Raw genomic sequence first — 25,901 nt, forward strand, 5'->3', positions numbered from 1 at the left:
GGATGAACGTGGCGGTATTTGACTTGTTCCGAAGAAGCCTTCCCCTCGCAAGGGATCAGCCGAGATCGGCGGCTGCGATCCAGAACACCTCGCCCTCGGAATCCTCGGTGTCCAGCCAGAGCAGCGGCAGTTCCGGAAAGGCCTCGTCGACCAGTTCGCGGCCGCGGCCGATCTCGCAGATCAGCCCGCCATTCGGTGTGAGGTGATCGGGCGCCTCGTGCAGGATCCGGCGCACCACGTCGAGACCGTCGCGGCCGCCATCGAAGGCGAGATTCGGCTCGGCTCGGCACTCCGGCGGCAGGGCCGCCATCCCTTCGGCATCGACATAGGGCGGATTGGTGATGATCAGGTCGTAGCGTGCATCGCCGAGCGGGGCGAACAGGTCGCCGCGAAAGAGGCTAATCCGGTCCTCGAGCCCGTATGCGCCGACATTTCGCGTAGCGACCTCGAGCGCGCCCTTGGAGATGTCGACGGCATCGACGGTGGCGCTGGGAAAATGATGCGCGGCCAGGATGGCGAGGCATCCCGATCCGGTGCAGAGATCGAGCACGCGCTCGACGGCCGTGGGATCGTCGATCAGCGATCCGGCATTGCCGTCGCCGCCGAAATGCGACTCCAGGAGCTCGCCGATGAAGGAGCGCGGAACGATGACGCGCTCATCGACATAGAAGGGCAGGCCGCGCATGTAGATCTTGTTGACGAGATAGGCGGCCGGTTTGCGCGTGGTGACGCGCTCGTGGATGAGATCGAGGATGGTCGCGGCCTCGGCGACCGTGACGCGCGCGTTGGCAAAAATCTCGAACTGTTCGGGATTGAGATGCAGCGCCTCGCTGACCAGGAAGGCTGCTTCGGCAACCGGATCGGTCGTGCCATGCGCAAAGGCAAGCTCGGCCTCGACGAAGCGGCTGACCGCATAGCGGACAAAATCGAGCAGCGTGAGAAGTTCGCCCGGACCGGGTTTGGCAGGTTTGGGCGCGGCGCGGCCGCGCAAGGTCTTCTTGGATGCCCGTGCCATCAGGATCGGGTCCAGCGTGCGGCGGCTTCGTCGTCGCGGGCCTGGGCCTCGACCCAGCCGGTGCCGGCTTCGCTCTCTTCCTTCTTCCAGAACGGCGCGCTCGTCTTGAGATAATCCATCAGGAACTCGGCCGCCTGGAACGCGGCCTGGCGATGTTGCGAGGCGGTCAGCACCAGCACGATGTTCTGGCCGGGCAGGAAGCGGCCGACGCGGTGGATCACCGTGACGCCGTTCAGCGGCCAGCGCGAGGTCGCCTCCTCGACATGACGCTTGATCTCTTCTTCGGCCATATCAGGATAATGTTCGAGCGTCAGCGCCGAGGTCTTCGCGCTGTCCTCATCGCCGCGGCAGATGCCGGAGAATGTCACGACGGCACCGATGTCGGTGCGGCCGGCCGTCAGGCCCGCGATCTCGCGCGCGAGGTCGAAATCGTCCTGCTGGATGCGGATGGTGACGGGGCAGGTGGTGACAGGAATGGGCATGGCCTAACCGCCGGTCATCGGCGGGAAGAACGCGATCTCGCGGGCGCCCGCGATCGCGGCGTCCGATTTGACGTGGGCGTGGTCGATCGCGGCGCGGATCACCTTCGGCCTCTCGAAGGCGTAGGCATAGGCTTCGCTCCGGCCGGACAGCCAGGCGATTAGTTCTTCGACTGTGCGCACTGTCGCGGGTGGCTCGATGGTCTCCTCGGCCTTACCGACGCGCTCGCGCACCCAGGCGAAATACTTCACCTTCATCCCTCGTCCTCCTTGATGAGGTGATGGATGCCGGCACGGAAGTAGTCGTAGCCGGTGTACATGGTGAGGATCGCCGAGGCCCACAGCAGTGCCAGTCCGACCATCGAGACGAACGGCACCACCTCATCGCCGGCCGGGCCCGCGAGCAGGAAGCCGATGGCGACGAGCTGGACCGTGGTCTTCCACTTGGCGAGCTTGGTCACGGGCACGCTGACGCGCAACGCGGCGAGGTATTCGCGCAGGCCCGAGACCAGGATCTCGCGGCACAGGATCACGATGGCAGCCCACAGCGACCAGCCATGGATGATGCCATCGGCGGCCAGCATCAGCAGGCACGAGGCGACCAGCAGCTTGTCGGCGATCGGGTCGAGCATCCGGCCGAACGCCGATTGCTGATTCCAGATCCGGGCATAATAGCCGTCGAGGTAATCGGTCACCGCGGCGCCGATGAAGATGGCCACCGCCACCCAGCGCAGCCACAGCGGCTGATCCAGAATCGACTGCGCATAGATGCATCCCACCACGACCGGGATCGCGGCGATCCGGCCATAGGTCAGGATGTTGGGGAGGGACATCGCGCGGCTGGTCGTCCCTCGTGTGGTGGCGATGTTCATCCGTCCTACCAATACCGCTGCTGCCTGAACGTCAACCGTTCCGCCCCCCAAATGAGGTGCGGACGCAACGATCATATGACCGCGGCCCCCCTTTAGTTCATCCCGGCTGGGGATGGAAATACTCGAAGATCCTGCGAGCGCTCTCGGCGCTCACCCCCGGAACCTTGCCGAGATCGGCGATCGAGGCCCTTTCGATCTCCTTCAGGGTTCCGAAATGATGCAGCAAGGCACGTTTGCGTGACGGGCCGATGCCCGGAATCTCCTGCAAACCGGCCTCGCGGATATCCTTCTTGCGCAGCTTGCGGTGGGAGCCGATGACGAAGCGGTGGGCCTCGTCGCGCAGGCGCTGGATGAAATAGAGCACGGGATCGCGCGGCTCCAGCTTGATCGCCTCGCGCTCCGGCATGAACAGGGTTTCGCGGCCGGCATCCCGGTCCGGGCCCTTGGCGACCGACATCAGCGACACCTGGGTCAGGCCGAGATTTGCGAAGATCTCGCGGACGGCGTTGAGCTGGCCGCGGCCGCCGTCGATGATGACGAGGTCGGGCCATTGCGGGAAATCGTCGTCTTTCGCCTTAATGTTTTCCTTGGCCCCACCCCCCTCGGGCGGATTGATCAAGCGCTTGAAGCGGCGCTCCAGCACCTCGCGCATCATGGCGTAGTCGTCGCCGGGCGTCAGCCCTTCCGACCTGATGTTGAACTTGCGGTACTGGTTCTTCACGAAGCCGTCCGGGCCCGCCACGATCATGGCGCCGACCGCATTGGTGCCTTGGATATGGCTGTTGTCGTAGACCTCGATGCGCTTGGGCGCGTGCGGCAGGCTCAGCGTCGCGGCCATGGCCTCGAGCAGGCGGCTCTGCGTTGCCGTGTCCGCGAGCTTGCGGCCCAGTGCCTCGCGCGCATTGGTCAGCGCGTGGGCGACGAGCTCCTTCTTCTCGCCGCGCTTGGGCGCGGTGACCTCGATCTTGCGGCCGGCCTTGATCGACAGCGCGTTGGCGAGGAGCTCGCTTTCCTCGATCTCGTGCGAGAGCAGGATGTTCTTCGGCGGCGGCTTGTCGTCGTAGAATTGGGCGAGGAAGGAGCCGAGCACTTCCTCCGGCGTAAACGTCTTCTCCGCGCGCGGAAAATAGGCGCGATTGCCCCAGTTCTGTCCGGTGCGGAAGAAGAACACCTCGACGCAGGAGAAGCCGCCCTCCTGGTGGATGGCGAACACGTCGGCTTCCTCGACCGTGCGGGGATTGATGCCCTGCTGCGACTGGATCGCCGACAGCGCGGCGAGGCGGTCGCGGTAGAGCGCGGCGCGCTCGAATTCGAGCTCGCCGGCGGCCTTCTCCATCTCGCCGGCAAGTTCCTGCTTCACCGCATGGCTCTTGCCGGAGAGGAAGTCGGTCGCCTCGCGCACCAGGGTCGTATAGCCTCCGAAGTCGATCTCGCGAGTGCAGGGGCCGGCGCAGCGGCGGATCTGGTAGAGCAGGCAGGGCCGGCTACGGCTCTCGAAGAAGGAATCGGTGCAGGAGCGAATCAGGAACGCGCGCTGCAGGGCGGTGATGGTGCGGTTCACGGCGCCCGCGGAGGCGAACGGGCCGAAATAGCGGCCCGGCCGCGTCTGCGCGCCACGGTGCTTGAGAATCTGCGGCGCCCAATGGTCGCCGGTGATGAGGATGTAGGGAAACGACTTGTCGTCGCGCAGCTGCACGTTGAAGCGTGGCCGCAGCTGCTTGATCAGGTTGGCTTCCAGCAGCAGTGCTTCCGTCTCGGTGTTGGTCGAGACGATCTCCACGGTCACCGTGGCGGCGATCATGCGCAGGATGCGCGCCGGCTGCGGCGCACTTTGACGCGCGTAGTTGGACAAGCGCTTTTTGACGTTCTTGGCCTTGCCGACATAAAGCACGTCGGCGTTCGCATTGAGCATGCGGTAGACGCCGGGCGAGGTGGGGGCGAGCCTGACGGCGCGCTCGATCGCCTCGTGGCCGGTTGCGAGCGGGCCTTCGCCGACCGCGCCGTTCTCTTCCAGAATATCCGGCAGCCGCGCATCGTCCTCGTCGTCGCCGCTCGCCGTGGCGGGATCGAGGTCCGGCGGCGCCAACCCCTCGGGCGGCGCATTGCTCGCGGCAGCCCGCGGCGACCTGCGCGCGCGCTCGTCCGGATTGTCGGGGGAATCGTGAACCATGGTGCGAATTTAGGCGCTGGGGCTGCTGATTTGAAGTTCCGGCCGTGGCGCCCGCACAGGATGGCGGGCGGTTCCCGGTAACGCTTGCTTAAGCCTGTTAAGGGCGCGGTAACCCGGCTTAACAGCCCTTTAACTTAAAACTCTCGATAAATCTTACGCGAAAAAGTGGTGGTTCCGTAACCATGCGGTTTTGCCTCGCGCGGCGGCGTTGGGCATCGCGGGTCGGCAGTTGCGTTGGAGTGTGTGATGAAGAGGCTCGTTGTGGGCGCGGCGGCATTGATTGCAGCCGGCTGGACAGCTTCGGCAGAGGCCGCCGATTTCAATTACGGGCAGCGTGCGCCCTACACCGTCAACCAGCCGCTCAATGCGTATAGCTGGGCCGGTCCCTATCTCGGCGGCAACATCGGCTATGAATGGGGCTCGGTGAGCAACTCACCCGTAAAGCCCTCCGGCTTCGTCGGCGGCGTGCAGGCGGGCTACAATTTCCAAAACGGCCCTTGGGTGTTCGGCGTCGAGGGCGACATCCAGGCCGCCGGTGCCGACGATACTTTTGCGCCGTGGAAGTTCTCCAATCCCTGGTTCGGCACCGTGCGTGGCCGCGCCGGCTATGCCTTCAACAACGTGCTGTTCTACGGCACCGCCGGCCTCGCCTTCGGCGAACTGCGTGCGCAGACCTTCGGCTGGACGGAGTCGCACACCACAGCCGGCTGGACCATCGGCGCCGGCGCGGAAGTCGGCATTGCGCCGAACTGGAGCGCCAAGCTCGAATATCTCTACATCGATCTGTCGACCAGCCAGTTCGCAATTACGGGCGTGTCAAACGGCTATAGCGCCAGCGTTGTCCGCGCAGGCGTGAACTATCGTTTCTGATAGCTGAAGAAGAAAATACCGGACCAACCTCCCGGCCGCTCGCGGCCGGGATTTTTTTTCGGCAGGCTAAGAGACGATCACCAGATTGACCGCTTTCGGTCCCTTGCCCTTCTTGTCCGGCTCGACTTCGAAAGTAATGCGCTGTCCTTCGGCAAGGTCCTTCAGTCCCGCCCGCTCCACAGCAGTAATGTGCACGAAGACGTCACGACCACCGTCGTCCGGCTTGATGAAACCGTAGCCGCGCTCGCCGTTGAAAAACTTGACCGTTCCCGTCATGGCCATCGGGAAACTCCCCCTCATTGCTCCTCCGCCGCGACGCAGACTCACGTCACGACATGACCGGGCCTTACGAAGCCCGGGAGCTGGCCATCCTTGGGCGGACCTCATCGGTCCGGCCGGATCTTTCTTAGGCCTTCACTCCGCCGCAACCATTCGCGGAAGCGGAACGTAAAGCCAGTCACGCAAACAGCATAATACGGTTCTTTGCAGATTGACTACCGCTCCTGCATCTTTTTCCCAAGAATGCCGGAGTGTTACGGCCTCGGCACCTCCAATCGGAATCTGGCAGCGCCGCCCTGACCGAGCGGCATTTCCAGCTCGGGCAGAATCGTCTTGAGCTCGCCGTGCAGCGTGTAGGGCGGATTGACGATCAGAAGACCCGTGGAGGTGAGCGCTGCGCCATCGAGCTGCGGTGCGACGCTGAATTCGAGGCGCAGGCATTTTCCGGGCGGCTTTGCTGCGGCTGCGAGCCGCGCCACCGTTTGCGCCAGCGCTTCGGTGGCGCGCCGGTTCTTGGCGGGATACCAGATTACGTAGATACCGGTCGGCCATTTCGCGAAGGCCGCCGAGAAGGCCTCGCCGAGCCGCTCGAACTCGTCCTTGGCCTCGAAGGGCGGGTCGATCAGCACGAGGCCGCGACGCTCCTTCGGCGGCACGAAGGCCGGCAGCGCCATCCAGCCATCGAGATCGACCACGCGCGCCTGTTCGTCGCGGCGCAGCACATCGATCAGCGCCTTGCGGGCCTTCGGCTCGAGCTCGCAGGCAACGAGGCGGTCCTGCGGCCTGAGCAGGCCGCGCGCGATCAGCGGCGAGCCCGGATAGGCCTTGAGCTCGCCCTTCGGATTGAAGGCGCGGACGATGTCGAGATAGGGCTTCGTCAGCGCTGCGGTCTCGTTCGACAGGCGTGCCTGCATCAGTCGTGCAATGCCGGTCAGCCACTCGCCGCTGCGGCGCGCCTCGTCGCCGTCGAGGTCGTAGAGGCCGGCGCCGGCATGGGTGTCGATGACGCGGAAGGCCGCCGGCTTGTCTTGCAAGTAGGTGAGGATGCGCGCCAGCACGATGTGCTTGATGACATCGGCGAAGCTGCCGGCGTGGAAGGCGTGGCGGTAGTTCATGGCGGAGAGTTACGACATCGCGCGATGAAAGTAACTCCCGTCATTCCGGGGCGGTGCGCAGCACCGAGCCCGGAATCCATTTCTGCACCGGCCAAGCGGGTCGATGGATTCCGGGTTCGCGCTTCGCGCGTCCCGGAATGACGATCAGAGAAGTCGGCCTCAACCACCCCTGATCGGCGGCATCGTCACCTGGTCGCGACGGCAGGCGCGGCGCTCGAGCTCGTCGCAAGCGCGGAATTGCAGGTCCTTGCGGAGGCAGATGCGGACCTCGGAGAGCCGTGTCCGGTTGCAGGTGACCGAGACGGCTGCATTGCTGAGGCCGGGATTGGCCCTGATGAAGGCTTCCTCGACCTCCGCCGGCGCCACGGTCTTGGCCTGTGACAAATCGAGATATTCGGCCGGGATCTTGATCGCGGCGCGCGCCTTGCGGATCGCCTCGAAATAGCCGCGGCTCTCGAGCCCCGAGCAGGTGCCGTGCTTGTCCCATTCGTTGAAGATCAGGCCCGGCGCCGGCATCAGGTCGAGCATCGAAGAGACGATGCTGCGGTTCAGCCGCGGTGCCGGCCGCTGACAATATTCGGGGAAGCCGTTTTCATATTGCGGCCACAGCCCATGCACCACGAAGGCGTAGGGTCGTCCGCTGCATTGTATCTGTGAGCGGCCGCCGCGCTCGGCGGCTTCCTCGCAGAAGGAGGGCGACCATGACAGCGACAGCACATAGAAATCGAACTCGCCCGGCGCGTTCTGCCGCTTGTCCTGGGCCCTCGCGTCACCGGCGAACGAGGCCAGGCCCGCGGCAACGATCAGGGAAAAAGTCAGCGAGATCACCAGGCGGGAGAATGAATGCAATCTGGAATAAAACATGGCGACGCCCCTCAACTAGACTGTGCAGGGAAGCCTAGCAGGCGATAAGAACATTTCAAGAACAAAATTCGGGCGGCCCGTCGTTGATGGCCGGACCAACCCGAATCAGGGCTTTTCAGATCAGGGCTTGGCGGCGCGGCAGGCCGGATTGTAGGCCCAGTTGCGGTCGACCCCGACGACACACCATTCGACGCCATTGCCATAACCGGCAAAGCCGCCATCCTCGATGATCGAGAAATGCACCTTGCGCACCTTGCCGTCGTTGAGCATGGCATCGCCGGTGCAGTAGCGGCGCGGAATGTTGTCGGACTGCCAGGGACGGAATGCGACCTCGCGAACGGCGGAGAAGCCCGTGATCTTCAGCGAGGAATTCCAGAACGAGCTTTCCTTTTCCCAGAACTGGGTGGCGATCGTCGGCAGCGCCTTGTCGCAATCGGCCACGGCGCCGTCATAGCGCGGCCCGCTCAGCCAGAAATTCAGCTCTAGCGGATTGGCGGCCCTGGCCTCACCGAGCGACAGCGCCCCGAACATGAGGCCGAGCACGGCGGCAAAGCGGAGCGATTTCAGGGAGGGGGCGCGCATGGTCAATCCGGACAGCTGGGTCTTGCGAAGGTTGGACGGTGCCGCGAAGGCCGAGGGAGGTCAAGTGCAGCGCGGCAACACTTCGCCAGGAGTTGACCGCAACGTCGTCGCCGACCGGGTTCAGTTCTTTTCACGGCGATCCCGGCACCGTAAACTGGGGCCAACCAATTGGAGTGACGGGTATGCGAATCATTGCGGCCGCGGGTCTTCTCGCCAGCCTGGTTGTCTCGGGTATGGTGGCGAGCCAGTCGGCGCGCGCCGATATCCTTCCGGTGCCGCCTTTCAAGGGCAACGACACCGGCGGCATCATCGCCTATTCGATGGCGACCCAGGTCGATGCGCGTCAGGTCGCGGTCGATCACTGCGCGCGTTACGGCAAGGTCGTTAAATTCCTCGCGGTGCAGGCCTATGAGGGCGGCTACATCTCGTTCTCCTGCCGCTGGGTGCCCTATGGCGCCGCCGAGCAGCCGATCCGCACGCTGTACTGAGCTGACGTAACGCCGCAATCTCTCAGCCGGGAGCCTCCCCTATGACGCGCAAACTTGCTTTGCTCGGCTCGGTCGCTTGTCTCGTGTTGTCGGCAGGCAGCGCCCGCGCCGACGAGTTGCCGGTGCGCAAGGCCGGCCTTTGGGAAATGAAGCTGGTCACGACCGGCTCGCCCGTGCCTGAGATGACCATGCAGCACTGCACCGACGAGACCGTCGACAAGGAGATGAGCAACAACGTCTCCCCGATGGCCAAGCAGATCTGCGCCAAGCAGGAGATCAAGAAGACCGCGACGGGCTATGTCAGCGACTCCGAATGCAACGTCGCCGGCGTGAGCACAAGCTCGCATGCCGAGATATCAGGCGATTTCAACTCGGCCTACACGGTGAAGACCTCCTCGCATGCGCAAGGCGGCGTCGCCGGCACGGCCGGCCGCGATACCAGCATGACGCTGCAAGCCAAGTGGCTCGGCGCCTGCAAGGCGGACCAGAAGCCCGGCGACATCGTGATGCCCGGCGGCTTCAAGATGAATGTGCGCGACATGGACAAGCTGAAGGCGCTGTTGCCGAAGTAGGGCTACGGCAGCTACACCGGAATCCGCACACTGGCCCTCAAGCCCCCCATCGGGCTGTCGCCGAGCGTGATGTCGCCGCCGTGCGAGCGGGCGATGTCGCGGGCGATCGCAAGGCCAAGGCCGGTACCGCCTTCGTCCTGGTTGCGGGCGTTGTCCAGCCGCAGGAACGGCTTGAACACCTCTTCGCGCAAATGCGCGGGAATGCCGGGGCCGTCGTCGTCGACCGTGACGGTGAGATAACGGTGATCGCGCTGGCCGCTGATGGCGATGGCCTTGCCGTAGCGCGCGGCGTTGGTGACGAGGTTGGCGAGGCAACGCTTGAACGAGGCCGGCTTCACCGTCACCACGGGCAGGCCGTGGAACGCCACGGTCGCAGTGTGGCCGTGGCGCTCGGCGTCGCTACGCAACTCTTCCAGGGCCTGGGCCATGTCGGTTGGCTGCGACTGCTCGCCGGAATCGCCGCGGGCAAAGGCAAGGTAATCCTCCAGCATCATCGACATCTCGTCGACGTCCTTGCGCATGCCTTCGAGCTCGGGGCTGTCGCCGATCAGCGCCAGCTCGAGCTTGAAACGGGTCAGGATGGTGCGCAGGTCGTGGCTGACGCCGGCGAGCATCGCGGTGCGCTGCTCCATCGTACGCTCGATGCGCGATTTCATCTCGAGGAAGGCGACGGAGGCGCGCCGCACTTCGCGTGCGCCCCTGGGGCGGAAGTTCGGCGCCTCGCGGCCCTTGCCGAAACTTTCGGCGGCATCCGCAAGCCGCAGGATCGGCTTGATCTGGTTGCGCAGGAACAGCACGGCGACGATCAGCAGGATCGAGGACGTGCCGACCATCCAGAACAGGAAGATCTCCGAGTTCGAGGCATAGGCCGCACTGCGCTGTGCGAACACGCGCATCACGGCATCGTCGAGCTGGATGCGGATCTCGACGAGGTTGGAGCGGCCGACCGTGTCGATCCAGAACGAACGTCCGATCTGGCGGCCGAGCTGTACCGACAGCGTCTGGTCGAGTAGCGAGAAGAACGGCTTTGGTCCCGGCGGCGGCATGTCGCCGGCGGGCAGGAAATCGACGACGAGGCCGAGCCGCTGCTGGGCGATGCGGCGGATCTGGTCGCGGTCCTTGTCCTGCGGGTAGCCCTTGTAGACGTCGATCAGCGCGGCGATGTCCTGCACCACCGCGGCCGACAATCTGCGCGTCACCGTGTTCCAGTGCCGCTCCATGAACACGAAGGCGACGACCGATTGCAGCACCACCATCGGTACGATCATGATGAGGAGCGCACGGGCATAGAGGCCGGTCGGCATCCAGCCCTTGAACGCATTGCCCATCCAGCCATTGACGGCGGAGACGCGGCCGGCGGCGCTCCTCAGAAGCGTCAGGCCGGTATCGATCGTGCTCATCGGTCGCGCTTCACTGCGGTTTAAGGCGAGGCCACCAGCCGGTAGCCGATGCCGCGTACCGCCTGGAGGAAGAGTGGATTGGCGGGATCGGTCTCGATCTTGCGCCTGAGGCGGTTGATCTGCACGTCGACGGCGCGCTCGTTGACGCTGCCATTGCCGGTCAGTGCGCTGCGCGGCACGGTCTCGCCCGGCGTCTCCGAGAGGATGCGCAGCATCTCGCGCTCGCGGTCGGTGAGGTGAATGACCTCCTCGCCCTGGCGCAGTTCGCCGCGATCGAGATGGTAGACATAGGGGCCGAAGGCAATCTTCTCCACGGTTGCTACCTGCGGCGGTGGCGCGGCGCGCTTGAGGATGTTGTTGATGCGCAGCGCGAGCTCGCGCGGCTCGAATGGTTTTGCCACGTAGTCGTCGGCGCCGATCTGCAGGCCCTCGATGCGGCTTTCTGCTTCGTGCCGTGCCGTCAGCATCACGATCGGCACCGAGGAGGACGTCCGGATGAAGCGGGCGAGTTCGAAGCCGGTCTCGCCCGGCATCATGACGTCGAGGATCAGGAGGTCGAAATGCAGGCCCATGAGCTTGGCGCGCGCATCGCTGGCGCTGGCGGCGGTCGAGACGCGATAGCCTTCGCTGGCGAGGAAGCGCGACAGCAGGTCGCGGATGCGGCGGTCGTCGTCGACCAAGAGCAGATGCGGCGCGTCGTCGGCCGGGCGTGCCGGCGGGCGGGCGAGAGTGGCAGCGAGCGGCACGTTCACTCCTTGGCGTCGTGGTTGACGGAAGCGAAGATGGTCTCGAGCACCTTGTCCGGATCCTCACGGTCGATCATCGCGCGCAGGAAGCGCTTCACGGTCTCCGCATCCTGCGGCCCCATCTCGGCGAGTGCCTTGGTGATCCGCGTGGTCTGGAGCCCGGCGAGCTTCTGCACCAGCGCTTCGCCCTTCGGCGTCGCGTAGAGCAGGCGCTGGCGGCGGTCATTGTCGCCGGTCTTCTGCACGATATAGCCCTCGTCCAGGAGCTGCTTGAGCACGCGGCCGAGCGACTGTTTTGTGATGCGCAGGACGTCGAGGAGGTCGGCGACCTTGAGTCCGGGATAGCGGTAGACGAAGTGCATGACCCGGTGATGAGCCCGGCCGAAGCCGAACGCCTCCAGCTCCTGGTCGGGATCGCCGACGAAATCGCGGTAGGCGAAGAACAGCAGCTCGATGATATCCCAGCGCAAATTGGCTCCATCGCCTGTGGCCGGCCGGGGCTCGGCGGCGTCTTGAGAGGGACTCGCGAAATTTATGTCAGGCATATTGACGTATCTTGGGTTCAATGTTACAAAACGATCAACCCGCACGAAATTTTAGGTCGTTTCGCGGCGGGCGGTGTCGAAGCAGGGACGGCGGAAAGAGCCGGACAGGGCGACGACGGCCGGATCAGATCTACCGTGCAATTGTCGAGCGGCATTTCGGCAAAACATACTGGACTTCCGCCTTCCGCAAAAGCATGTCCTCGGCGACATGCTGGCCACGGAAACCGGCCGTAACAAGGCTGGCGGCGGTCCGGCCAGAAACCAATCAAGCCAGCCGGGCCCGAAAGCGGGCAGGCAGGCGCCAGAACAGCGCCGCCATCGGCAGCGGGAGGCAAGGACATGAGCATGACATTCGACATCCAGCCCGCATCCAATCCGACTCCAGAGAAGGACCGGGTCGCCAAGCTGGTGGATCCCGGCTTCGGACGGGTCTTCACCGATCACATGGCGATCGTCCGCTACAACCAGGCCAAGGGCGGCTGGTATGAAGCGCGCATCGAGGCACGCGCCAACTTCCAGCTCGATCCGGCCGGTGCGGTGCTGCACTACGCCCAGGAGATCTTCGAAGGTCTCAAGGCCTACAAGCGCGACGATGGCGGCGTGAACTTGTTCCGCCCCGACGCCAATGCGCGCCGCTTCAAGGATTCCGCCGACCGCATGGCGATGGCGCAGTTGCCCGAAGACGTCTTCATCGAGGCGGTCGAGCAGGTCGTGCGCATCGATCGCACCTGGATGCCGGGCGGCGAGGGCAGCCTCTATCTGCGCCCCTTCATGATCGCGAGCGAGACCTTCCTCGGCGTCAAGCCGTCCTCCGAATATATCTTCGCGGTCATCGCTTCGCCGGTCGGGTCGTACTTCAAGGGCGGTCCCGCGCCGGTCTCGATCTGGGTGTCGGAGAACTACACACGCGCGGCGATCGGCGGCACCGGAGCCGTCAAATGCGGCGGCAATTATGCCGCGAGCCTGCGCGCCCAGGCCGAAGCGATCCAGCACGGCTGCGATCAGGTCGTCTTCCTCGATGCGGTCGAGCGCCGCTATGTCGAGGAGCTCGGCGGCATGAACGTCTTCTTCGTGTTCGACGACGGCTCGCTCGTGACGCCGCCGCTCGGCACCATCCTGCCCGGCATCACCCGCGACTCCATCATCGCGCTCGCGAAGGATGCCGGCAAGACCGTGCGCGAGGAGCCGTATTCGCTCGACCAGTGGCGCAAGGATGCAGGCTCCGGCAAGCTCAAGGAAGCGTTCGCCTGCGGCACGGCCGCCGTGATCTCGCCGATCGGCAAGGTGCGTTCGGTCACCGGCGATTTCGACATCGGCGGCGGCGCCGCCGGTCCCGTCGCCATGGGCCTGCGCAAGCAGCTCGTCGACATCCAGTACGGCCGCACCAACGATCCGCACAATTGGATCCGCAAGGTGCTTTGATCGGCGGTGAGAGTGCTGCTTCTCCTCTCCCACAAGGGAGAGGGGAAACGCGCATCGCTTGTGGCTTTTTGCGCACTGAACGTGGCGCTGCCGACATGCGACAAAAGTCAGGACACATCGAAGCATCCTGGACATCGCGATCATGGCACCAAAACTCTCCCAACCCGTGAAATGGGTCATTCTCGCCGCAATCACCGGCGTCTCCGTTTTCGGCATCCTGACCATCGGCCCCACGCACGAGGTCGCAGCGCAAGACCGCTCGCCGATCGTCGACGTGCGCACCAGCGATCCGGAAATGAACGCCGCGATCGCGCGGGCCCGCGGCACGCTCCCGACCTTCTGGGCTTCCTATGAATCGCCAAAGCCGTCGGAGGCCGGCCATTCCCTGAAGGTGCGCTTCTCGACCCGCAAGGGCGGCGAGCACATCTGGATCGCCGAGGTGAAGAAGCAGCCGGACGGGACCTTTACCGGTCTCTTTGCCAACGAACCGCGCGATCTGCCGGGCAAGCACGCCGGCGATAAGGTCGCGTTCGGCGAAGCCGACATCTCGGACTGGATGTTCATGCGCAACGGCAAGATCGTCGGCGGCGAAACCATCAAGCCGACGCTGAAGTCGCTGCCGAAGGCGGATGCGGATGCCCTGAGGGCACGGATGGAGCAGCCTTAGGGGGCTCTCTCTTCCCCTCTCCCCGCCTGCGGGGAGAGGGTAGGGTGAGGGGGAGTCTCTCCGGGGACGGTGACAGTCGGACTCGCGGAGAGTCCCCCTCACCCGAATTTTACGCGAAAGGCGTAAAATCCGACCTCTCCCCGCAGGCGGGGCGAGGTGAAGAACACAGTCCGGTTGCCGCATCCCGCGTCGGCTGGTAAACGCCGCGCATGGCCGAGAAACCCAAAAAACCCCAGAAACTGAAGGCGCGCCTGCCGCGCGGGCTCGAGGATCGCGATCCCGCCGCGATCCGGGCGACGCGCGAGATGGTCGAGAAGATCCGCGCCGTCTACGAGCTCTACGGCTTCGAGCCCGTCGAGACGCCGGCGATGGAATACACCGATGCGCTCGGCAAATTCCTGCCCGACCAGGATCGCCCGAACGAGGGCGTATTCTCGTTCCAGGACGACGACGAGCAGTGGATCAGCCTGCGCTACGATTTGACCGCGCCGCTCGCCCGCTATGTCGGCGAGCGCTACGGCACCGACGGTCTGGTGTTGCCCTATCGCAGTTACCGCGTCGGTTACGTGTTCCGCAACGAAAAGCCCGGCCCGGGCCGCTTCCGCCAGTTCATGCAGTTCGATGCCGACACGGTCGGCTCGGCAACGCCGGCGGCGGATGCCGAGATCTGCATGATGGCGGCGGACACGATGGAGGCACTCGGCGTTCGGCGCGGCCAGTACGTGGTGAAGGTGAACAACCGAAAAGTGCTCGACGGTGTGCTGGAAGCCATCGGGCTCGGTGGTGACGAGAACGCAGGCCGCAGGCTGACCGTGCTGCGCGCGATCGACAAGCTCGACAAGTTTTCTGCTGACGAAGTGCGCAAGCTGCTCGGTCCCGGACGGTGGGACGGCGGCGAAGAGGGCAAGGGCGACTTCACGAAAGGCGCCAACCTCAGCGCGGCGGAGGCCGACGTCGTTCTCGCCATCACCAAGCCGCGCGACGATTGGAAAGAAGCCATCGCTGCGGCGGAGACTTACCTCGCCAAGAGCGAGATCGGTCAGGCTGGCGTCAGCGAGCTCGAAGAGATTGCCAAGCTGGTGACGGCTTCGGGTTACGGTGCGGATCGTATCAAGATCGATCCGTCCGTCGTGCGCGGCCTCGAATACTACACCGGCCCCGTCTACGAGGTCGAACTCCTGCTCGAGACCAAGGACGAGAAGGGCCGCCCTGTGCGCTTCGGCTCGGTCGGCGGGGGTGGTCGTTACGACGGCCTCGTCTCGCGCTTTCGCGGCGAGCCGGTGCCGGCGACCGGTTTCTCGATTGGCGTTTCTCGTTTGCAGGCCGCGCTGACGCTGCTCGGCCAGCTCGACACGCGGCCCGAATTCGGGCCTGTCGTCGTCACCGTGTTCGACCGCGACCGCGTCGCCGACTATCAGAAGATGGTCGCATCCTTGCGCACCGCCGGCATCCGCGCCGAGCTCTACCTTGGCAATCCCAAGAACATGGGCAACCAGCTCAAATATGCCGATCGCCGCAACGCGCCCTGCGTCATCATCCAGGGCTCCGACGAGAAGGCGCGCGGCGAGGTGCAGATCAAGGATTTGATCGAGGGTGCGAAGGCCGCGGCCGCGATCGCCTCCAACCAGGAATGGCGCGAGAGCCGCCCGGCGCAGTTTTCGTGCAGCGAAGCCGATCTCGTCGTCAAGGTGCGCGAGGTCCTGGGCCGCCATGACGTAAAGTGGGGATAGCCATTCCGGCAGGTCGTCATGCCCGGGCTTGTCCCGGGCATCCACGTCTTGTTTGATGCGCACCACGAGGAATGGTCGGGATGCACCCGGCCATGATGCAGCAGGGAGAAAACGATGCCTGAGATCACCGTCAGCATGGCCGAAGGCCGCACCGACGAGCAGAAGGCCGGCATGATGCGCGACATCACCCAGGCGCTGGTGAAGAATCTCGGCGTCGACGCCGATGCCGTCGTCATCCAGATCAACGAAGCCCCGCTTCGCCACAAGATGAAGGGTGGCAAGACGTTTGTGGAGCGCGCGGCGGCGGCGAAGAAATAGGCATTGGCGGCGCAGCAAACACAACTGTCGTCCTGGCGAAGGCCGGGACCCATACTCCCAGGGAGTGGTTGCGGGCGTCAACAGGCAACTCCGAGTCTTCGCCAAACTACTCCCTGTGGCTATGGGTCCCGGATCAGCGCTCGCTAAGCTCGCTTGTCCGGGACGACAGCGGAGTTTGAGGCCCCATGGACGCACGCGACTTCATCACGACAGGCATGAGCGCCGAGCGCACGCTGGTGGTGCCGGTGGAGCGCACGGTCGGGCATTTCGTGCCCGGCATGCCCATGGTTTACGCGACGCCGATGATGATCCTGGAGATGGAGATGACGTCGGGCGATGCGATCCGCTCCGCGCTTCAGCCGGGCTGGGTCACGGTCGGTACTGAGGTCGACATCCGACATCTGGCAGCCGCTCTCGTCGGTGCCACGGTGCGGACCACCGCGAAGGTGGTTGCGGTCGAACGCCGTGTCATCCGTTTCGAGGTCGAGGCGTTCGAAGGCACGCGCAAGCTCGGCGAGGGCCGCCACGCGCGCGGTCTCGTCAATGTCGAGATGTTCAACAAGCGGCTGGGAGCGTGACGGCGGGCGCGATGCCGTAGGATGGGCAAAGACGCAAAGCGCCGTGCCTACGATCTGTCCTGAACTGCGACGAAGTTGGTGGGCACGCTTTCGCTTTGCCCACCCTAAGGCACCTGTTTACTTCGCCAATTCCTTCGAGCGCTTCGTCGCCGCCGCGATCGCGCGGATCATCAGTTCGCGCAGGCCGGGTTCGCCCATCAGCACGCCAAGCGCCGCCGCAGTGGTGCCGCCGGGTGAGGTGACGTTCTGGCGCAGCGTGCTGGAGGGAAGGTCGGACTGGTGCAGCAATTCGCCGGAGCCAGCGACGGTTTCGCGCGCAAGCTTTGTCGCCAGCGCTTCGGGCAAGCCGGCCTCGACGCCGGCGCGCGCGAGCTCTTCGGCGAGCAGGAACACATAGGCGGGGCCCGAACCGGACACGGCGGTGACCGCATCCATCAGCCCTTCATCCTCGACCCATTCCACCGAGCCGGTGGCGCGTAGCAGCGCATCGGCCACCGCGCGCTGCGCGGCGCTGACACTCTTCGCCGCGACGGCGACGGTGATGCCGCGGCCGATCGCGGCCGGCGTGTTCGGCATCGCGCGCACCACGGCGCCGCCGCAAACTTCTTCAAGCGAGGCGATCGTGGTTCCCGCCATGATCGAGACCACCGACGTCTTGTCCGAGACGAACGGCTTCAGCTTGGCACCGGCCTCGCGGAACATCTGCGGCTTCACCGCGACGACCAGCGTCTCGACTGCGCCGGCCGCTTTCACATCCGGATTGAGCGCAACGCCCTTCGTGGCCAGCGCGGTGATCTCGGGCGAGATATGCGGATCGACCACGGCGACGCGGCGCGGATCGAGCCCGCCCGCCAGCCATCCCGTCAGCATCGCGCCACCCATCTTGCCGGCGCCGGCGAGAAGGATGGTGCCGGTGATGTTCTGAAGGGTGTTGTTTGCCATCGCTGTGCCACAAAATCAGTGTCGTCCCGGCGAAGGCCGGGATCCATAACCACAGGGGGTTCTAATGGATGGAGGTGTTGGCAACAAGCATCGCGCGATACGGTGAAATCACGCCGTATGGGTCCCGGCCTTCGCCGGGACGACGATGAGGAGAGAGCCTTGGCTCACTCACCGTGCTGAGGAAAGGCCTTACGCCTCGCCCACCGTGTCGAACATCGCCGCATCCATGGCCTGCGCGGTGGTCTTGCCGGCCCACACCACGAACTGGAATGCCGGAAAATAGCGCTCGCAGGCGTGGATCGCGCCGGCGAGCATGGCTTCGCACTGTGCGGTCGAAGCGGTGAGGCCGCCCGGCAGCACCAGAGCCTGACGATGCATGACCATGCCGGTGTTGGTCCACAGGTCGAAATGGCCCACCCACAGCTGCTCGTTCACGGCAGCGACGAGCCGCTGCACTTCGCCGCGCCGCGCGGGCGGAATCTTCATGTCGAAGGCGCAGGCCAGATGCAGCGCCTCGATCTCGCCCATCCAGGTGAAGGAGAGCTGGTAGTCGGTCCATTGTCCCTTCGAGACAATCGTGAGTTCATCTTCGCCGGAGCGTTCGAACGGCCAGTTGTTGCTGGCAGCGATGTCCTCGACCACCGCGAGCGGATGGTTCTTGGAATCGATAGTGCCTTCGAGCAGGGACATTCCGTCTCGACCTCTTGCCTTCTTGTTGTCTTTGATACGCACGCGGTTGGCCCGGCGCGCGCTCCCTAGACGTCGCTACGGCGATCCCCAGAGTCGCTCTCGCGATCCCCTCGGATCAAAGCGGGCCTGTCGCGGATCAAGTGATGTGATTTGCGGAATCTGCGCAACGGGGTCCCAAGTCCGTCCACAAGCCAGGACTCGTTCGTCCACAGCTCATCTCCGCCACAATTCTTAACGCCGGGAGTCCCCAATCCGGATGGAAGAGAACAAACCGGAATCGGATTCAAGGGGAGAAGTGCCAGTCGTCAAAATTCCGCCCCGCGAGGCCGGTCCCACGGCGGTGGCATGGGACCATGCGATTTGCCCATGCGGAACACGCTTGCCGGGACTGCCCGCCGGCGGCATATTTCCTGGCAGGCCGTTCATCCCGAACGGCTGCGCGTATTCCGCAAAAGTGGGTACCGGTTTTGCGACTAGAATACGCGCAAACTTAAATCTGAGCATTTTTCTTCGACAAACCGGTTCCCACTTTGTCGGAAAAATGCTCGCGTTCTCAGGGCGGGGTGAAAGTCCCCACCGGCGGTAAGGGCCGAAAGGCCTAAGCCCGCGAGCGCCTTCCCCAAGGTCATTTGCCGAAGGGAAGGGTCAGCAGATTCGGTGCAACTCCGAAGCCGACGGTTAAAGTCCGGATGAAAGAGAACGGTCGGTGGCAGACGCATCGCAAGATGCGGCTGTTTGTCGTTCCGTGTGCCCTGATTCTGGTCCTTAAACCGAGGAAAGCCATGAATCAGATGTTGCAAGATACCCAAGCTGAAACGTCCGAAGTCACTCAACCGCCGGGTCCGGCGACCGAGCACCCGCGCTTTGCAAAGCCGCAGCGGGTGGCCTTCGTGCAGGCCTGCTGGCATCGCGAGGTCGTCGAGGAGGCTCGCATCGCCTTCGTGAGGGAGGCGGAGGCGCGGCACCTCACCCATGTCGACGTGTTCGAGGTGCCGGGCTCGTTCGAGATCCCGCTGCATGCGCAGGTCCTCGCCAAGACCCGGCGCTACACCGCGATCGTCGCAGCCGGCCTCGTCGTCGACGGCGGCATCTACCGCCACGAGTTCGTCGCCGACACCGTGATCAAGGCCCTGATGGACGTGCAGCTCCGCACCGAGGTGCCGGTGTTCTCAGCCGTGCTGACGCCGCAGCAGTTCCACGAGACCGAGGTGCACTACGACTTCTTCCGCAGGCATTTTGCCATCAAGGGCGTCGAGGTTGCGGCCGCCTGTGCGGAGACATTGCTCGGCCTCGAACGTCTGCGCGGCCAGGTCGCGGCGGGAATCGTGGGGTAGGCTGCCGTAGGGGCAAAGCGGAAGCGTGCCCACCTCATCTCGCGAGACAAAAAGGGTGGGCATGGCGCCTTGCGCCCTTGCCCACCTACGATGCTGCGATCGCCTCTCGTCACCCCAACGACACACCCGCCTTGGCGCGGGTGATCCCAAGCGTCAGGATGCGATGCAGAAGATCCCCGTATTTCAGCCCGTCGTGCTGAGCCGCGGTGGCGAACTCCTGGCTCTTGGCGATCTCGGGGTTGGGGTTGGCTTCGATGAAATACGGCGTACCGTCGGCGGCGAGGCGGAAATCGATGCGCGCGTAACCGTCGAGGCCGAGCGCCCGGTAGATGCGCTTCGCAGCGCGTTGGATGCGCGCGGTGACTTCGGGCGCAAGATCCTTCGCCGGCCCGTCGACGATGCCGAGGCGTTCCTGGTAATCGGTGTCGTGCTTGGCCTTTTCGGTGGCGATGTGGCGTGACCGGCGCCCGCCCATGCTGCCGAACTTCAATTCCCAGACCGGCAGGACGCGTAGCCGGTTGTTGCCGAGCACGCCGACATAGAGCTCGCGCCCCTCGATGAATTGCTCGGCGATGGCGGCGGTCTCCACGCGCTCGTGGATGAAGGCGACCCGTTCCGCCAGCTTCTCGTCGGTATCGACGATCGAGGCCTGCGATATGCCAAAGGACCCGTCCAGGTTCAGCGCCTTGACGATCAGCGGCAGCGCAAGATGTTTTGGCCGTTTCACCTTGCGGCGCATCGGGAAGACGGCGAAGGCCGGTGCCGCGATACGGCGGTGATGCACCAGCGTCTTGGACAAATCCTTGCCGCGCGCCAGGATCAGGCCGCGCGGGTTGCAACCGGTGTAGGGCACTTTCATCAGCTCGAGATAGCTGGCGATGTGCTGGTCGTAGGCGACGTTGTAGTGGAATTCCTCCAGCAGCGTGAAAACCACGTGCGGCTTGAACTCCTCGATCGCTTCGCGGACCGGTCTGATTTCCTCCTGCGCACCGAGCGGGCGCACCTGGTGGCCGGCTGCGCGCAAGGTGCTGACGACGTCGTATTCCGTTTTCCAGATGTTGATCTCCTGCGGCGTGTATCCGTCGGAGGAGTCCGGCGGCAGGAAGTCCGGATGCATCAGCACGAGAACGCGGAGTCGTCTCATAGCGCGATCCATTTGCGCCGAGACGGGCCAAACAGCGCGTGCATCGTCTTGGCGGTCACGAGGACGGTGAAATCGAGAACGAGCTTCTGTTCGGAGCCGACGGCGCGCAGGTCGAGCTCGCGGCAGCGGGAGATCATGTCGTCGAGGACGGCGTCGAGAGTGAGCTGGTTCTCGCCCGTCCACCGTGCGACCAGCTGCCTGATCTGGGCGCGATGCCGCCGGATCAGGACCGCAGCCGGTTTTGACCGGTGATGCCGCGGATCGGTGGAGAAGAGCCGGGAGAGATCGCGATCGTAGGTCTTCGGCGGCGTGAAGGCGTAGAACGCCTGCTTCTTCTTGTAATGATCTTCGAGTGTCTCGCTGAGCCGGCCCAGCGGGTCGACACGATCCCGCGTCGTGACCAGCGGCCGCTTTCCCGCGATCTCCGCCATCAGCTCGTCGACATATTCGAGCTTCTTCAGCGCCGGCCAGCCGGCATAGCGCGTCCGCCAGTTCGAGCGCGGCCGCAGCCACACCGCAAAGGTCTCGGCGAAATCCTCGTCCGGGTGGCTCTGCGCGTACCACAGCCGAAGGTGCTGGACGTAACGCCTGCTGGCCGGATTGGGGCGGTAGTAGCGTGGATAGTGTTTCGACGACGGGCCGAACAACTGCTGCCAGCGCCGGCGGCGCTGTAGCTGGTAGCCATGCTGCAAGGCATGGCCCGCCTCGTGACGGAGGATGGCCATGCACTCGCGCCAGGTCCCGCCCTCGACGTCGAACATCTGCTTCTTCTCGAGCTTCATCAGCCGGGGATGGGCGAGATAGAAGGGAATCGCGATGCCGGGCACGCCGCCCGGGCTGAACCATTCGCTCGAGATCCATGTATGCGGCCGCAGCCGGATGCCACGCTCTTCGAGCTCCTCGTGGAGTGTGCCGACGCAGTCCTCGAGCCAGGTGCCTTCGACGGTAACCCTCAGGCTGGAGAGGCGCTGCTTGAGCAACTCCTCATCCGACAGCTTCTCCCAGGCAAATTTCCGGCGTGGCATCAGGCATCCAGAGGGCAGATGACTCGTTATCCGGATGATGTCATGGGCGGCAGCCGGCAACAACCCGCGGGGGCTGTGAGGCAGGTTGCGGCGCGTCCGAGCACGGCATCGTAGGGTGGGCAAAGCGGAGCGTGCCCACGATCTTCGCGGCAACAAAAAAGGTGGGCACGGCGCGTCGCGCCTTTGCCCACCCTACGAGACCTTCCGGGATCGAAAAAACTAGTCGAACAGGCTCGACACCGACTCTTCGGCCGCCGTGCGCGCGATCGCGTCGGAGATCAGGCTGGCGATCGGCAGCGTGCGGATGTTCGCAGCCTTGGTCACCGCCTCGGTCGGCAGGATCGAGTCGGTGATCACGAGCTCCTTCAGCTTGGAGCCGGAGATGCGGGCGGCGGCGCCGCCGGAGAGCACGCCGTGGGTGATGTAGGCGTAGACGTCCTTGGCGCCCTTGGCGATCAGCGCGTCGGCCGCGTTCACCAGCGTGCCGCCGGAGTCCACGATGTCGTCGACCAGGATACAGGTGTAGCCGGCGACGTCACCGATCACGTTCATGACCTCGGACTCGCCCGGACGCTCGCGCCGCTTGTCGACGATCGCGAGCGGGGTGTTGATGCGTTTAGCCAGGCCGCGCGCGCGGGCCACGCCGCCGACGTCGGGCGAGATCACCATCACCTTGGAGAGGTCGAACTTCTCCTTGATGTCGCGCACCATCAGAGGTGCCGCATAGAGATTGTCGGTCGGGATGTCGAAGAAACCCTGGATCTGGCCAGCATGCAGGTCGAGCGTCATGACGCGGTCGACGCCGGCCTGCGTGATCAGGTTGGCGACGAGCTTGGCTGAGATCGGCGTGCGTGAACCCGATTTGCGGTCCTGTCTTGCGTAGCCAAAATAGGGCAGCACCGCGGTGATGCGGCGCGCCGAGGAACGGCGCAGCGCGTCGGTGATGATCAGCAATTCCATCAGATGGTCGTTCGCAGGGAACGAGGTCGACTGGATGACGAAGGCATCCGAGCCGCGGACGTTCTCCTGGATCTCGACAAAGATCTCCATGTCGGCGAAGCGCCGCACCACCGCCTTGGTCAGCGGCAGGTTGAGACCTTGCGCGATGGCCTGGGCGAGGGCCGGATTGGAGTTGCCGGCGACGAGCTTGATGGAGCCGTTTTTGGCCGACATGGATGCTTCCTCCCGCGCTTTGCTGGATACGACGTTCAACATCAGAAAATACCCACTGGCAGCACGGTTACGACGGGCGAGCAAATATCAGGCGAGAGGCTGCAATGGCAACCCGGGATGCTACGTTTTCCCTCCGAAAATCCTGAGTCGGGCCAACGGCTTGGCCGCGACTTGAGGCCGTGGTTTAGCGGGGGTTATCGCTCGGCATAGCCGAGGGCCGAGGCCGGCATGTCCGGCGGCGCGGGCGCGACCGGGGCGACGCTCGCCACCGCCGGTCCGCGCAGGCCCGGAGCTGCCCCTGGAGCATCCGGCGTACCGTTGATCATGTTGGAAAGTCCGCTGAATCCGGCCTGGGCAATCTTGCGCAGGACGAGGTCGTCTGCAGCTCCCCACGGATCGCGACCGCCCTTGGTGGACGTGGGTTCCTCGCCGGAGAGGCGCAGCGCCCGCTGCTGGTTGGCGTCGTAGACGTCCCAGACCCAGGCGATCACAGTCTTGCCGCGCACGACCTGAGCCGAGAGGTAGCTGCGCACACGGTAGGCGGCCGTACCCTCGCGGGAGACCACGGACAGGCTGCGCAGCTTGGATTCGCTGTCGAGCACCCCGACCATACGGTCGAACACCTGCGGCGGCGGCCCGTCGATGGATTCGAAGGCCACGGTTGCGCCGCTGCCACCGCTCGGCGCCATCGCATAGGAATTGCTCGGCGCATTGCCGCCGGCGCAGCCGGCCAGCACGGTCGCAGCCGCCAGCAGCATGACCGCCAGCACGCGCGAGCCAGCGCGGCGCAAGATGGATGACGCTTCCCTCATTATGGAGGGCAGCGATATCGTTAAAATCGATTAACGTCTAGGGCAGGGACGCCACAGATCACCGTCATTCCGGGGCGATGTGCAAGCATCGAATCCCGAATCTCGAGATTCCGGGTTCTGACTTTGCGAGCCCCGGAATGACGATCGTTAATGTTGCCCCTGTGTTTACCCCTCCAGCGCAATCGCGTGGATGTGGCGGCCGTAATCCGGCTCCTTGCGATGCACTGAGCGGCGATAGCTGAAGAAGCGCTCGTCGGCGTAAGTATCGAGACCGAGATCGTCGATCATCAGGATGCCCGCGGCCTCCAGCCGCTTGCGGATGAAGCCGGCGAGGTCGAACATTGCATGGCCCTCGCGCACCGATGGGATGAAGAACATGGCGTTGTCCGCGTCCGCCTCGATGAAGCGCGCGACGAACTCGTTGCCGACCTCGTAGCTGTCCTGACGGATCAGGGGGCCGATCGCGGCGATGATGCCGCTGCGGGTCGCGCCGAGCTTCTCCATCGCCGAGATCGTGGATTCCAGCACGCCGGTCAGCGCGCCCTTCCAGCCGGCATGGGCGCCGCCGATCACGCGCGCGTTGGGATCGACGAACAGCACAGGTCCGCAATCGGCAGTGGAGACGCCGAGCGCGATGCCGGGCGTTTTCGTCACCAGCGCATCGCCCTTTGGCCGCGGCCCATTCGGCCAGGGAGCCTCGGCGACGCGCACGTCGGGTGAATGGATCTGGTGCAGACTGAGGAAACGTTCCGGCGCGACGCCGACATGCTCGGCCATGCGGCGGCGGTTCTCCGCGACGAGGGCCTGATCGTCGTTGGAGCCGAGTCCGCCGTTCAGCGCCGAATAAATGCCGTGGGAGACGCCACCCTCGCGGGTGAAGAAGGCATGGTGCAGGCCGGGCACGGCCGACAGCAACGACGAAACAAGCGTCATGAGGCCCCTCCAGCCTGTTCGAGATCGCTGAGGCCGGCAAGGCCTGACAGCCGCGGCTCGGAGATGCCGAGCACCTTGAACATCGAGCCCATGCCGCTGCGCCCGGTATCGGTCAGGCGCTTGAGTGCCACCGAAATGTCGGTGGCGATGTCCGGCGTCGCCTTCTGCATCAGCGCCGCCGCGCGGGTGTCGATGCCGACGCGTTTTAGGAAGTCGCCCTGCGTCACCGGACCGTGGACGCGGGCGCCGACATCCTCGGCCGCGCGCGCCAGCGCCTGGAAGTCGACATGGGCGGTGACGTCGGCTTGGCCCGGCGCTTTCAACGGATCGGTGAAAGTGTGGCGCGCGATCGCCTGAAACGTGTCGCCGGCATCGCTGCGCAAATGGCCGTAGTCGATGATGAGGGCCGCACCGTTCTGGTCGCGCACGCGCGTCGCAAGTTTCATGATCTCGCCGTCGGGCCGCCATTCGAATACGGCCCCGACCGGCGCGGCGCGCACCAAGGGCGGCAGCAGCACGTCGAAGCGCGGCGTCGGCTCGGGCGCCGCGCCGAACTGAAGCTTGCCGTTGGGATCGATCTCGATCACGCGCTCATGCCAGCCGTTTTCGTGGCGGACCATCTGGTGGATCGGCAGCACGTCGAAATATTCGTTGGCGAGGATGATGCTCGGTCCTTCCGGCACGCCGTCGATGCTGTCGTGCCAGGTGATGTTGCGCACGGCGGAGAGCGTTGCACTCTGCCGCTCGCGCAGGACGGGATTGACCTCGACCATGTGGACATGAAGCGCCTGGTAGAGCGGCGGCAGCACGCGCAATGCGCGCAGCGCATCCGCCATCATGGTGCCGCGGCCGGGGCCGAGCTCGATCAGGCGCAAAAATTGCGGCGAGCCCATTTGCTTCCAGACCGAGGCGGTCCACAGTCCCAAGAGCTCGCCGAACATCTGGCTGACCTCGGGCGCCGTGGTGAAGTCGCCTTCGCGCCCGAGCGGATCACGCGAGACGTAATAGCCATGGCGCGGATGCATCAGGCACAGTTCCATGTAGCGCCAGACCGGCATCGGGCCTGAGGATTTGATCAGCGCCTTGATCTCGTTGAGTAGCGGCGAGTCGCTCACGGTCTGTGTTCTCGAAGTGAA

The 25,901-nt window shown here is 64.8% G+C and carries 29 protein-coding genes and 1 riboswitch; of the genes, 9 read left to right on the plus strand and 20 right to left on the minus strand.

What is annotated here, in order from left to right:
• Positions 1-55: 55 nt before the first annotated feature.
• The 5 genes from prmB to uvrC form a co-directional block, all read right to left on the minus strand.
• Complete coding sequence (prmB, locus tag NLM27_RS38415; protein WP_254148208.1) at positions 56-1,015, minus strand: 50S ribosomal protein L3 N(5)-glutamine methyltransferase; 960 nt, start codon at positions 1,013-1,015, stop codon at positions 56-58.
• Positions 1,015-1,497, minus strand: a complete 483-nt coding sequence (locus NLM27_RS38420) for a molybdenum cofactor biosynthesis protein MoaE (protein WP_254148209.1) — start codon at positions 1,495-1,497, stop codon at positions 1,015-1,017. Before NLM27_RS38420 ends, prmB begins: the two co-directional genes overlap by 1 nt.
• 3 nt (positions 1,498-1,500) lie before the next feature.
• Complete coding sequence (gene moaD / locus NLM27_RS38425) at positions 1,501-1,752, minus strand: molybdopterin converting factor subunit 1 (protein ID WP_254148210.1); 252 nt, start codon at positions 1,750-1,752, stop codon at positions 1,501-1,503.
• A complete protein-coding gene (gene pgsA, locus NLM27_RS38430; protein WP_254148211.1) occupies positions 1,749-2,366 on the minus strand; it encodes a CDP-diacylglycerol--glycerol-3-phosphate 3-phosphatidyltransferase in 618 nt (205 codons plus the stop codon). Before pgsA ends, moaD begins: the two co-directional genes overlap by 4 nt.
• A 97-nt stretch (positions 2,367-2,463) precedes the next feature.
• Complete coding sequence (gene uvrC / locus NLM27_RS38435; protein WP_254148212.1) at positions 2,464-4,536, minus strand: excinuclease ABC subunit UvrC; 2,073 nt, start codon at positions 4,534-4,536, stop codon at positions 2,464-2,466.
• Positions 4,537-4,782: 246 nt separating this feature from the next.
• Between uvrC and NLM27_RS38440 the strand changes: the two genes are divergently transcribed.
• Positions 4,783-5,406: an outer membrane protein gene (locus NLM27_RS38440; protein ID WP_254148213.1), complete on the plus strand. Its 624-nt coding sequence runs from the start codon at positions 4,783-4,785 to the stop codon at positions 5,404-5,406.
• 66 nt (positions 5,407-5,472) lie between these two features.
• Here the strand turns inward: NLM27_RS38440 and NLM27_RS38445 are convergent, their stop codons facing one another.
• From NLM27_RS38445 to NLM27_RS38460, 4 genes are all read right to left on the minus strand, one after another.
• A complete protein-coding gene (locus NLM27_RS38445) occupies positions 5,473-5,688 on the minus strand; it encodes a cold-shock protein (protein WP_063986700.1) in 216 nt (71 codons plus the stop codon).
• Positions 5,689-5,939: 251 nt separating this feature from the next.
• Entirely contained in the window at positions 5,940-6,800 is an 861-nt protein-coding gene (locus tag NLM27_RS38450) for a 23S rRNA (adenine(2030)-N(6))-methyltransferase RlmJ (RefSeq protein WP_254148214.1), read from the minus strand.
• Between the two features lie 159 nt (positions 6,801-6,959).
• On the minus strand, positions 6,960-7,664 hold the full coding sequence (locus NLM27_RS38455) for a ribonuclease T2 (RefSeq protein ID WP_254148215.1): 705 nt from the start codon (positions 7,662-7,664) through the stop codon (positions 6,960-6,962).
• Between the two features lie 120 nt (positions 7,665-7,784).
• On the minus strand, positions 7,785-8,246 hold the full coding sequence (locus NLM27_RS38460; protein ID WP_254148216.1) for a hypothetical protein: 462 nt from the start codon (positions 8,244-8,246) through the stop codon (positions 7,785-7,787).
• Positions 8,247-8,428: 182 nt separating this feature from the next.
• Between NLM27_RS38460 and NLM27_RS38465 the strand changes: the two genes are divergently transcribed.
• Both NLM27_RS38465 and NLM27_RS38470 read left to right on the plus strand, forming a co-directional pair.
• Positions 8,429-8,734 (plus strand): hypothetical protein, encoded by a 306-nt coding sequence (locus tag NLM27_RS38465; protein WP_254148217.1) that lies wholly within the window; start codon positions 8,429-8,431, stop codon positions 8,732-8,734.
• Between the two features lie 41 nt (positions 8,735-8,775).
• Entirely contained in the window at positions 8,776-9,306 is a 531-nt protein-coding gene (locus tag NLM27_RS38470; RefSeq protein WP_254148218.1) for a DUF3617 family protein, read from the plus strand.
• Between the two features lie 11 nt (positions 9,307-9,317).
• On the opposite strand, the gene NLM27_RS38475 is transcribed toward NLM27_RS38470, so the two are convergent.
• The 3 genes from NLM27_RS38475 to NLM27_RS38485 are packed head-to-tail and all read right to left on the minus strand — an operon-like array spanning position 9,318 to position 11,997.
• A complete protein-coding gene (locus NLM27_RS38475; RefSeq protein WP_254148219.1) occupies positions 9,318-10,706 on the minus strand; it encodes an ATP-binding protein in 1,389 nt (462 codons plus the stop codon).
• A gap of 20 nt (positions 10,707-10,726) precedes the next feature.
• Positions 10,727-11,458 carry a response regulator gene (locus NLM27_RS38480; protein ID WP_254148220.1) on the minus strand — a complete coding sequence of 244 codons (732 nt, stop codon included), beginning with the start codon at positions 11,456-11,458 and terminating at the stop codon, positions 10,727-10,729.
• Positions 11,455-11,997, minus strand: coding sequence for a MarR family transcriptional regulator (locus NLM27_RS38485; RefSeq protein ID WP_254148221.1), 543 nt, complete (start codon positions 11,995-11,997; stop codon positions 11,455-11,457). The genes NLM27_RS38480 and NLM27_RS38485 overlap by 4 nt, the downstream gene beginning before the upstream one ends.
• A gap of 339 nt (positions 11,998-12,336) precedes the next feature.
• Between NLM27_RS38485 and NLM27_RS38490 the strand changes: the two genes are divergently transcribed.
• From NLM27_RS38490 to NLM27_RS38510, 5 genes are all read left to right on the plus strand, one after another.
• Complete coding sequence (locus tag NLM27_RS38490) at positions 12,337-13,419, plus strand: branched-chain amino acid aminotransferase (RefSeq protein ID WP_254148222.1); 1,083 nt, start codon at positions 12,337-12,339, stop codon at positions 13,417-13,419.
• A gap of 142 nt (positions 13,420-13,561) precedes the next feature.
• Positions 13,562-14,086: a YegJ family protein gene (locus NLM27_RS38495; RefSeq protein ID WP_254148223.1), complete on the plus strand. Its 525-nt coding sequence runs from the start codon at positions 13,562-13,564 to the stop codon at positions 14,084-14,086.
• Positions 14,087-14,295: 209 nt separating this feature from the next.
• Positions 14,296-15,816 (plus strand): histidine--tRNA ligase, encoded by a 1,521-nt coding sequence (gene hisS / locus NLM27_RS38500; RefSeq protein WP_254148224.1) that lies wholly within the window; start codon positions 14,296-14,298, stop codon positions 15,814-15,816.
• A gap of 114 nt (positions 15,817-15,930) precedes the next feature.
• Positions 15,931-16,134 (plus strand): tautomerase family protein, encoded by a 204-nt coding sequence (locus NLM27_RS38505; RefSeq protein WP_008144861.1) that lies wholly within the window; start codon positions 15,931-15,933, stop codon positions 16,132-16,134.
• A gap of 185 nt (positions 16,135-16,319) precedes the next feature.
• Positions 16,320-16,712 (plus strand): thioesterase family protein, encoded by a 393-nt coding sequence (locus NLM27_RS38510; protein WP_254148225.1) that lies wholly within the window; start codon positions 16,320-16,322, stop codon positions 16,710-16,712.
• 117 nt (positions 16,713-16,829) lie between these two features.
• Here NLM27_RS38510 and proC read toward each other — a convergent pair whose 3' ends face one another.
• Both proC and NLM27_RS38520 read right to left on the minus strand, forming a co-directional pair.
• Positions 16,830-17,654: a pyrroline-5-carboxylate reductase gene (gene proC, locus NLM27_RS38515; protein WP_254148226.1), complete on the minus strand. Its 825-nt coding sequence runs from the start codon at positions 17,652-17,654 to the stop codon at positions 16,830-16,832.
• 189 nt (positions 17,655-17,843) lie between these two features.
• Positions 17,844-18,344, minus strand: coding sequence for a YbjN domain-containing protein (locus tag NLM27_RS38520; RefSeq protein WP_254148227.1), 501 nt, complete (start codon positions 18,342-18,344; stop codon positions 17,844-17,846).
• Between the two features lie 545 nt (positions 18,345-18,889).
• Positions 18,890-19,049: riboswitch (FMN riboswitch) on the plus strand.
• A gap of 77 nt (positions 19,050-19,126) precedes the next feature.
• Here NLM27_RS38520 and NLM27_RS38525 point away from each other — a divergent pair.
• Positions 19,127-19,678, plus strand: coding sequence for a 6,7-dimethyl-8-ribityllumazine synthase (locus NLM27_RS38525; RefSeq protein ID WP_254148228.1), 552 nt, complete (start codon positions 19,127-19,129; stop codon positions 19,676-19,678).
• A 109-nt stretch (positions 19,679-19,787) separates the two neighbouring features.
• On the opposite strand, the gene NLM27_RS38530 is transcribed toward NLM27_RS38525, so the two are convergent.
• From NLM27_RS38530 to NLM27_RS38555, 6 genes are all read right to left on the minus strand, one after another.
• Positions 19,788-20,822: an ATP-grasp domain-containing protein gene (locus NLM27_RS38530; protein WP_254148229.1), complete on the minus strand. Its 1,035-nt coding sequence runs from the start codon at positions 20,820-20,822 to the stop codon at positions 19,788-19,790.
• Positions 20,819-21,847: a putative zinc-binding metallopeptidase gene (locus tag NLM27_RS38535; RefSeq protein ID WP_254148230.1), complete on the minus strand. Its 1,029-nt coding sequence runs from the start codon at positions 21,845-21,847 to the stop codon at positions 20,819-20,821. Before NLM27_RS38535 ends, NLM27_RS38530 begins: the two co-directional genes overlap by 4 nt.
• A 219-nt stretch (positions 21,848-22,066) precedes the next feature.
• Positions 22,067-23,020, minus strand: coding sequence for a ribose-phosphate pyrophosphokinase (locus NLM27_RS38540; protein ID WP_254148231.1), 954 nt, complete (start codon positions 23,018-23,020; stop codon positions 22,067-22,069).
• 194 nt (positions 23,021-23,214) lie between these two features.
• Positions 23,215-23,832 (minus strand): hypothetical protein, encoded by a 618-nt coding sequence (locus NLM27_RS38545; RefSeq protein ID WP_254148232.1) that lies wholly within the window; start codon positions 23,830-23,832, stop codon positions 23,215-23,217.
• A 165-nt stretch (positions 23,833-23,997) separates the two neighbouring features.
• Positions 23,998-24,765 (minus strand): peptidoglycan editing factor PgeF, encoded by a 768-nt coding sequence (gene pgeF / locus NLM27_RS38550; RefSeq protein WP_254148233.1) that lies wholly within the window; start codon positions 24,763-24,765, stop codon positions 23,998-24,000.
• The gene (locus tag NLM27_RS38555; RefSeq protein WP_254148234.1) at positions 24,762-25,880 is read right to left on the minus strand and encodes an SAM-dependent methyltransferase; all 1,119 of its coding nucleotides are present in this window, start codon (positions 25,878-25,880) and stop codon (positions 24,762-24,764) included. Before NLM27_RS38555 ends, pgeF begins: the two co-directional genes overlap by 4 nt.
• Between the last annotated feature and the right edge of the window lie 21 nt (positions 25,881-25,901).

Source organism: Bradyrhizobium sp. CCGB12, assembly GCF_024199845.1.
GTDB lineage: Bacteria > Pseudomonadota > Alphaproteobacteria > Rhizobiales > Xanthobacteraceae > Bradyrhizobium.

What these genes read in the sequence shown, in the direction of transcription:
- prmB (WP_254148208.1), bottom strand. Translation starts at nt 1,015, where the DNA reads ATGGCACGGGCATCCAAGAAGACCTTGCGCGGCCGCGCCGCGCCCAAA.
- NLM27_RS38420 (WP_254148209.1), bottom strand. Translation starts at nt 1,497, where the DNA reads ATGCCCATTCCTGTCACCACCTGCCCCGTCACCATCCGCATCCAGCAG.
- moaD (WP_254148210.1), bottom strand. Translation starts at nt 1,752, where the DNA reads ATGAAGGTGAAGTATTTCGCCTGGGTGCGCGAGCGCGTCGGTAAGGCC.
- pgsA (WP_254148211.1), bottom strand. Translation starts at nt 2,366, where the DNA reads ATGAACATCGCCACCACACGAGGGACGACCAGCCGCGCGATGTCCCTC.
- uvrC (WP_254148212.1), bottom strand. Translation starts at nt 4,536, where the DNA reads ATGGTTCACGATTCCCCCGACAATCCGGACGAGCGCGCGCGCAGGTCG.
- NLM27_RS38440 (WP_254148213.1), top strand. Translation starts at nt 4,783, where the DNA reads ATGAAGAGGCTCGTTGTGGGCGCGGCGGCATTGATTGCAGCCGGCTGG.
- NLM27_RS38445 (WP_063986700.1), bottom strand. Translation starts at nt 5,688, where the DNA reads ATGGCCATGACGGGAACGGTCAAGTTTTTCAACGGCGAGCGCGGCTAC.
- NLM27_RS38450 (WP_254148214.1), bottom strand. Translation starts at nt 6,800, where the DNA reads ATGAACTACCGCCACGCCTTCCACGCCGGCAGCTTCGCCGATGTCATC.
- NLM27_RS38455 (WP_254148215.1), bottom strand. Translation starts at nt 7,664, where the DNA reads ATGTTTTATTCCAGATTGCATTCATTCTCCCGCCTGGTGATCTCGCTG.
- NLM27_RS38460 (WP_254148216.1), bottom strand. Translation starts at nt 8,246, where the DNA reads ATGCGCGCCCCCTCCCTGAAATCGCTCCGCTTTGCCGCCGTGCTCGGC.
- NLM27_RS38465 (WP_254148217.1), top strand. Translation starts at nt 8,429, where the DNA reads ATGCGAATCATTGCGGCCGCGGGTCTTCTCGCCAGCCTGGTTGTCTCG.
- NLM27_RS38470 (WP_254148218.1), top strand. Translation starts at nt 8,776, where the DNA reads ATGACGCGCAAACTTGCTTTGCTCGGCTCGGTCGCTTGTCTCGTGTTG.
- NLM27_RS38475 (WP_254148219.1), bottom strand. Translation starts at nt 10,706, where the DNA reads ATGAGCACGATCGATACCGGCCTGACGCTTCTGAGGAGCGCCGCCGGC.
- NLM27_RS38485 (WP_254148221.1), bottom strand. Translation starts at nt 11,997, where the DNA reads ATGCCTGACATAAATTTCGCGAGTCCCTCTCAAGACGCCGCCGAGCCC.
- NLM27_RS38490 (WP_254148222.1), top strand. Translation starts at nt 12,337, where the DNA reads ATGAGCATGACATTCGACATCCAGCCCGCATCCAATCCGACTCCAGAG.
- NLM27_RS38495 (WP_254148223.1), top strand. Translation starts at nt 13,562, where the DNA reads ATGGCACCAAAACTCTCCCAACCCGTGAAATGGGTCATTCTCGCCGCA.
- hisS (WP_254148224.1), top strand. Translation starts at nt 14,296, where the DNA reads ATGGCCGAGAAACCCAAAAAACCCCAGAAACTGAAGGCGCGCCTGCCG.
- NLM27_RS38505 (WP_008144861.1), top strand. Translation starts at nt 15,931, where the DNA reads ATGCCTGAGATCACCGTCAGCATGGCCGAAGGCCGCACCGACGAGCAG.
- NLM27_RS38510 (WP_254148225.1), top strand. Translation starts at nt 16,320, where the DNA reads ATGGACGCACGCGACTTCATCACGACAGGCATGAGCGCCGAGCGCACG.
- proC (WP_254148226.1), bottom strand. Translation starts at nt 17,654, where the DNA reads ATGGCAAACAACACCCTTCAGAACATCACCGGCACCATCCTTCTCGCC.
- NLM27_RS38520 (WP_254148227.1), bottom strand. Translation starts at nt 18,344, where the DNA reads ATGTCCCTGCTCGAAGGCACTATCGATTCCAAGAACCATCCGCTCGCG.
- NLM27_RS38525 (WP_254148228.1), top strand. Translation starts at nt 19,127, where the DNA reads ATGAATCAGATGTTGCAAGATACCCAAGCTGAAACGTCCGAAGTCACT.
- NLM27_RS38530 (WP_254148229.1), bottom strand. Translation starts at nt 20,822, where the DNA reads ATGAGACGACTCCGCGTTCTCGTGCTGATGCATCCGGACTTCCTGCCG.
- NLM27_RS38535 (WP_254148230.1), bottom strand. Translation starts at nt 21,847, where the DNA reads ATGCCACGCCGGAAATTTGCCTGGGAGAAGCTGTCGGATGAGGAGTTG.
- NLM27_RS38540 (WP_254148231.1), bottom strand. Translation starts at nt 23,020, where the DNA reads ATGTCGGCCAAAAACGGCTCCATCAAGCTCGTCGCCGGCAACTCCAAT.
- NLM27_RS38545 (WP_254148232.1), bottom strand. Translation starts at nt 23,832, where the DNA reads ATGAGGGAAGCGTCATCCATCTTGCGCCGCGCTGGCTCGCGCGTGCTG.
- pgeF (WP_254148233.1), bottom strand. Translation starts at nt 24,765, where the DNA reads ATGACGCTTGTTTCGTCGTTGCTGTCGGCCGTGCCCGGCCTGCACCAT.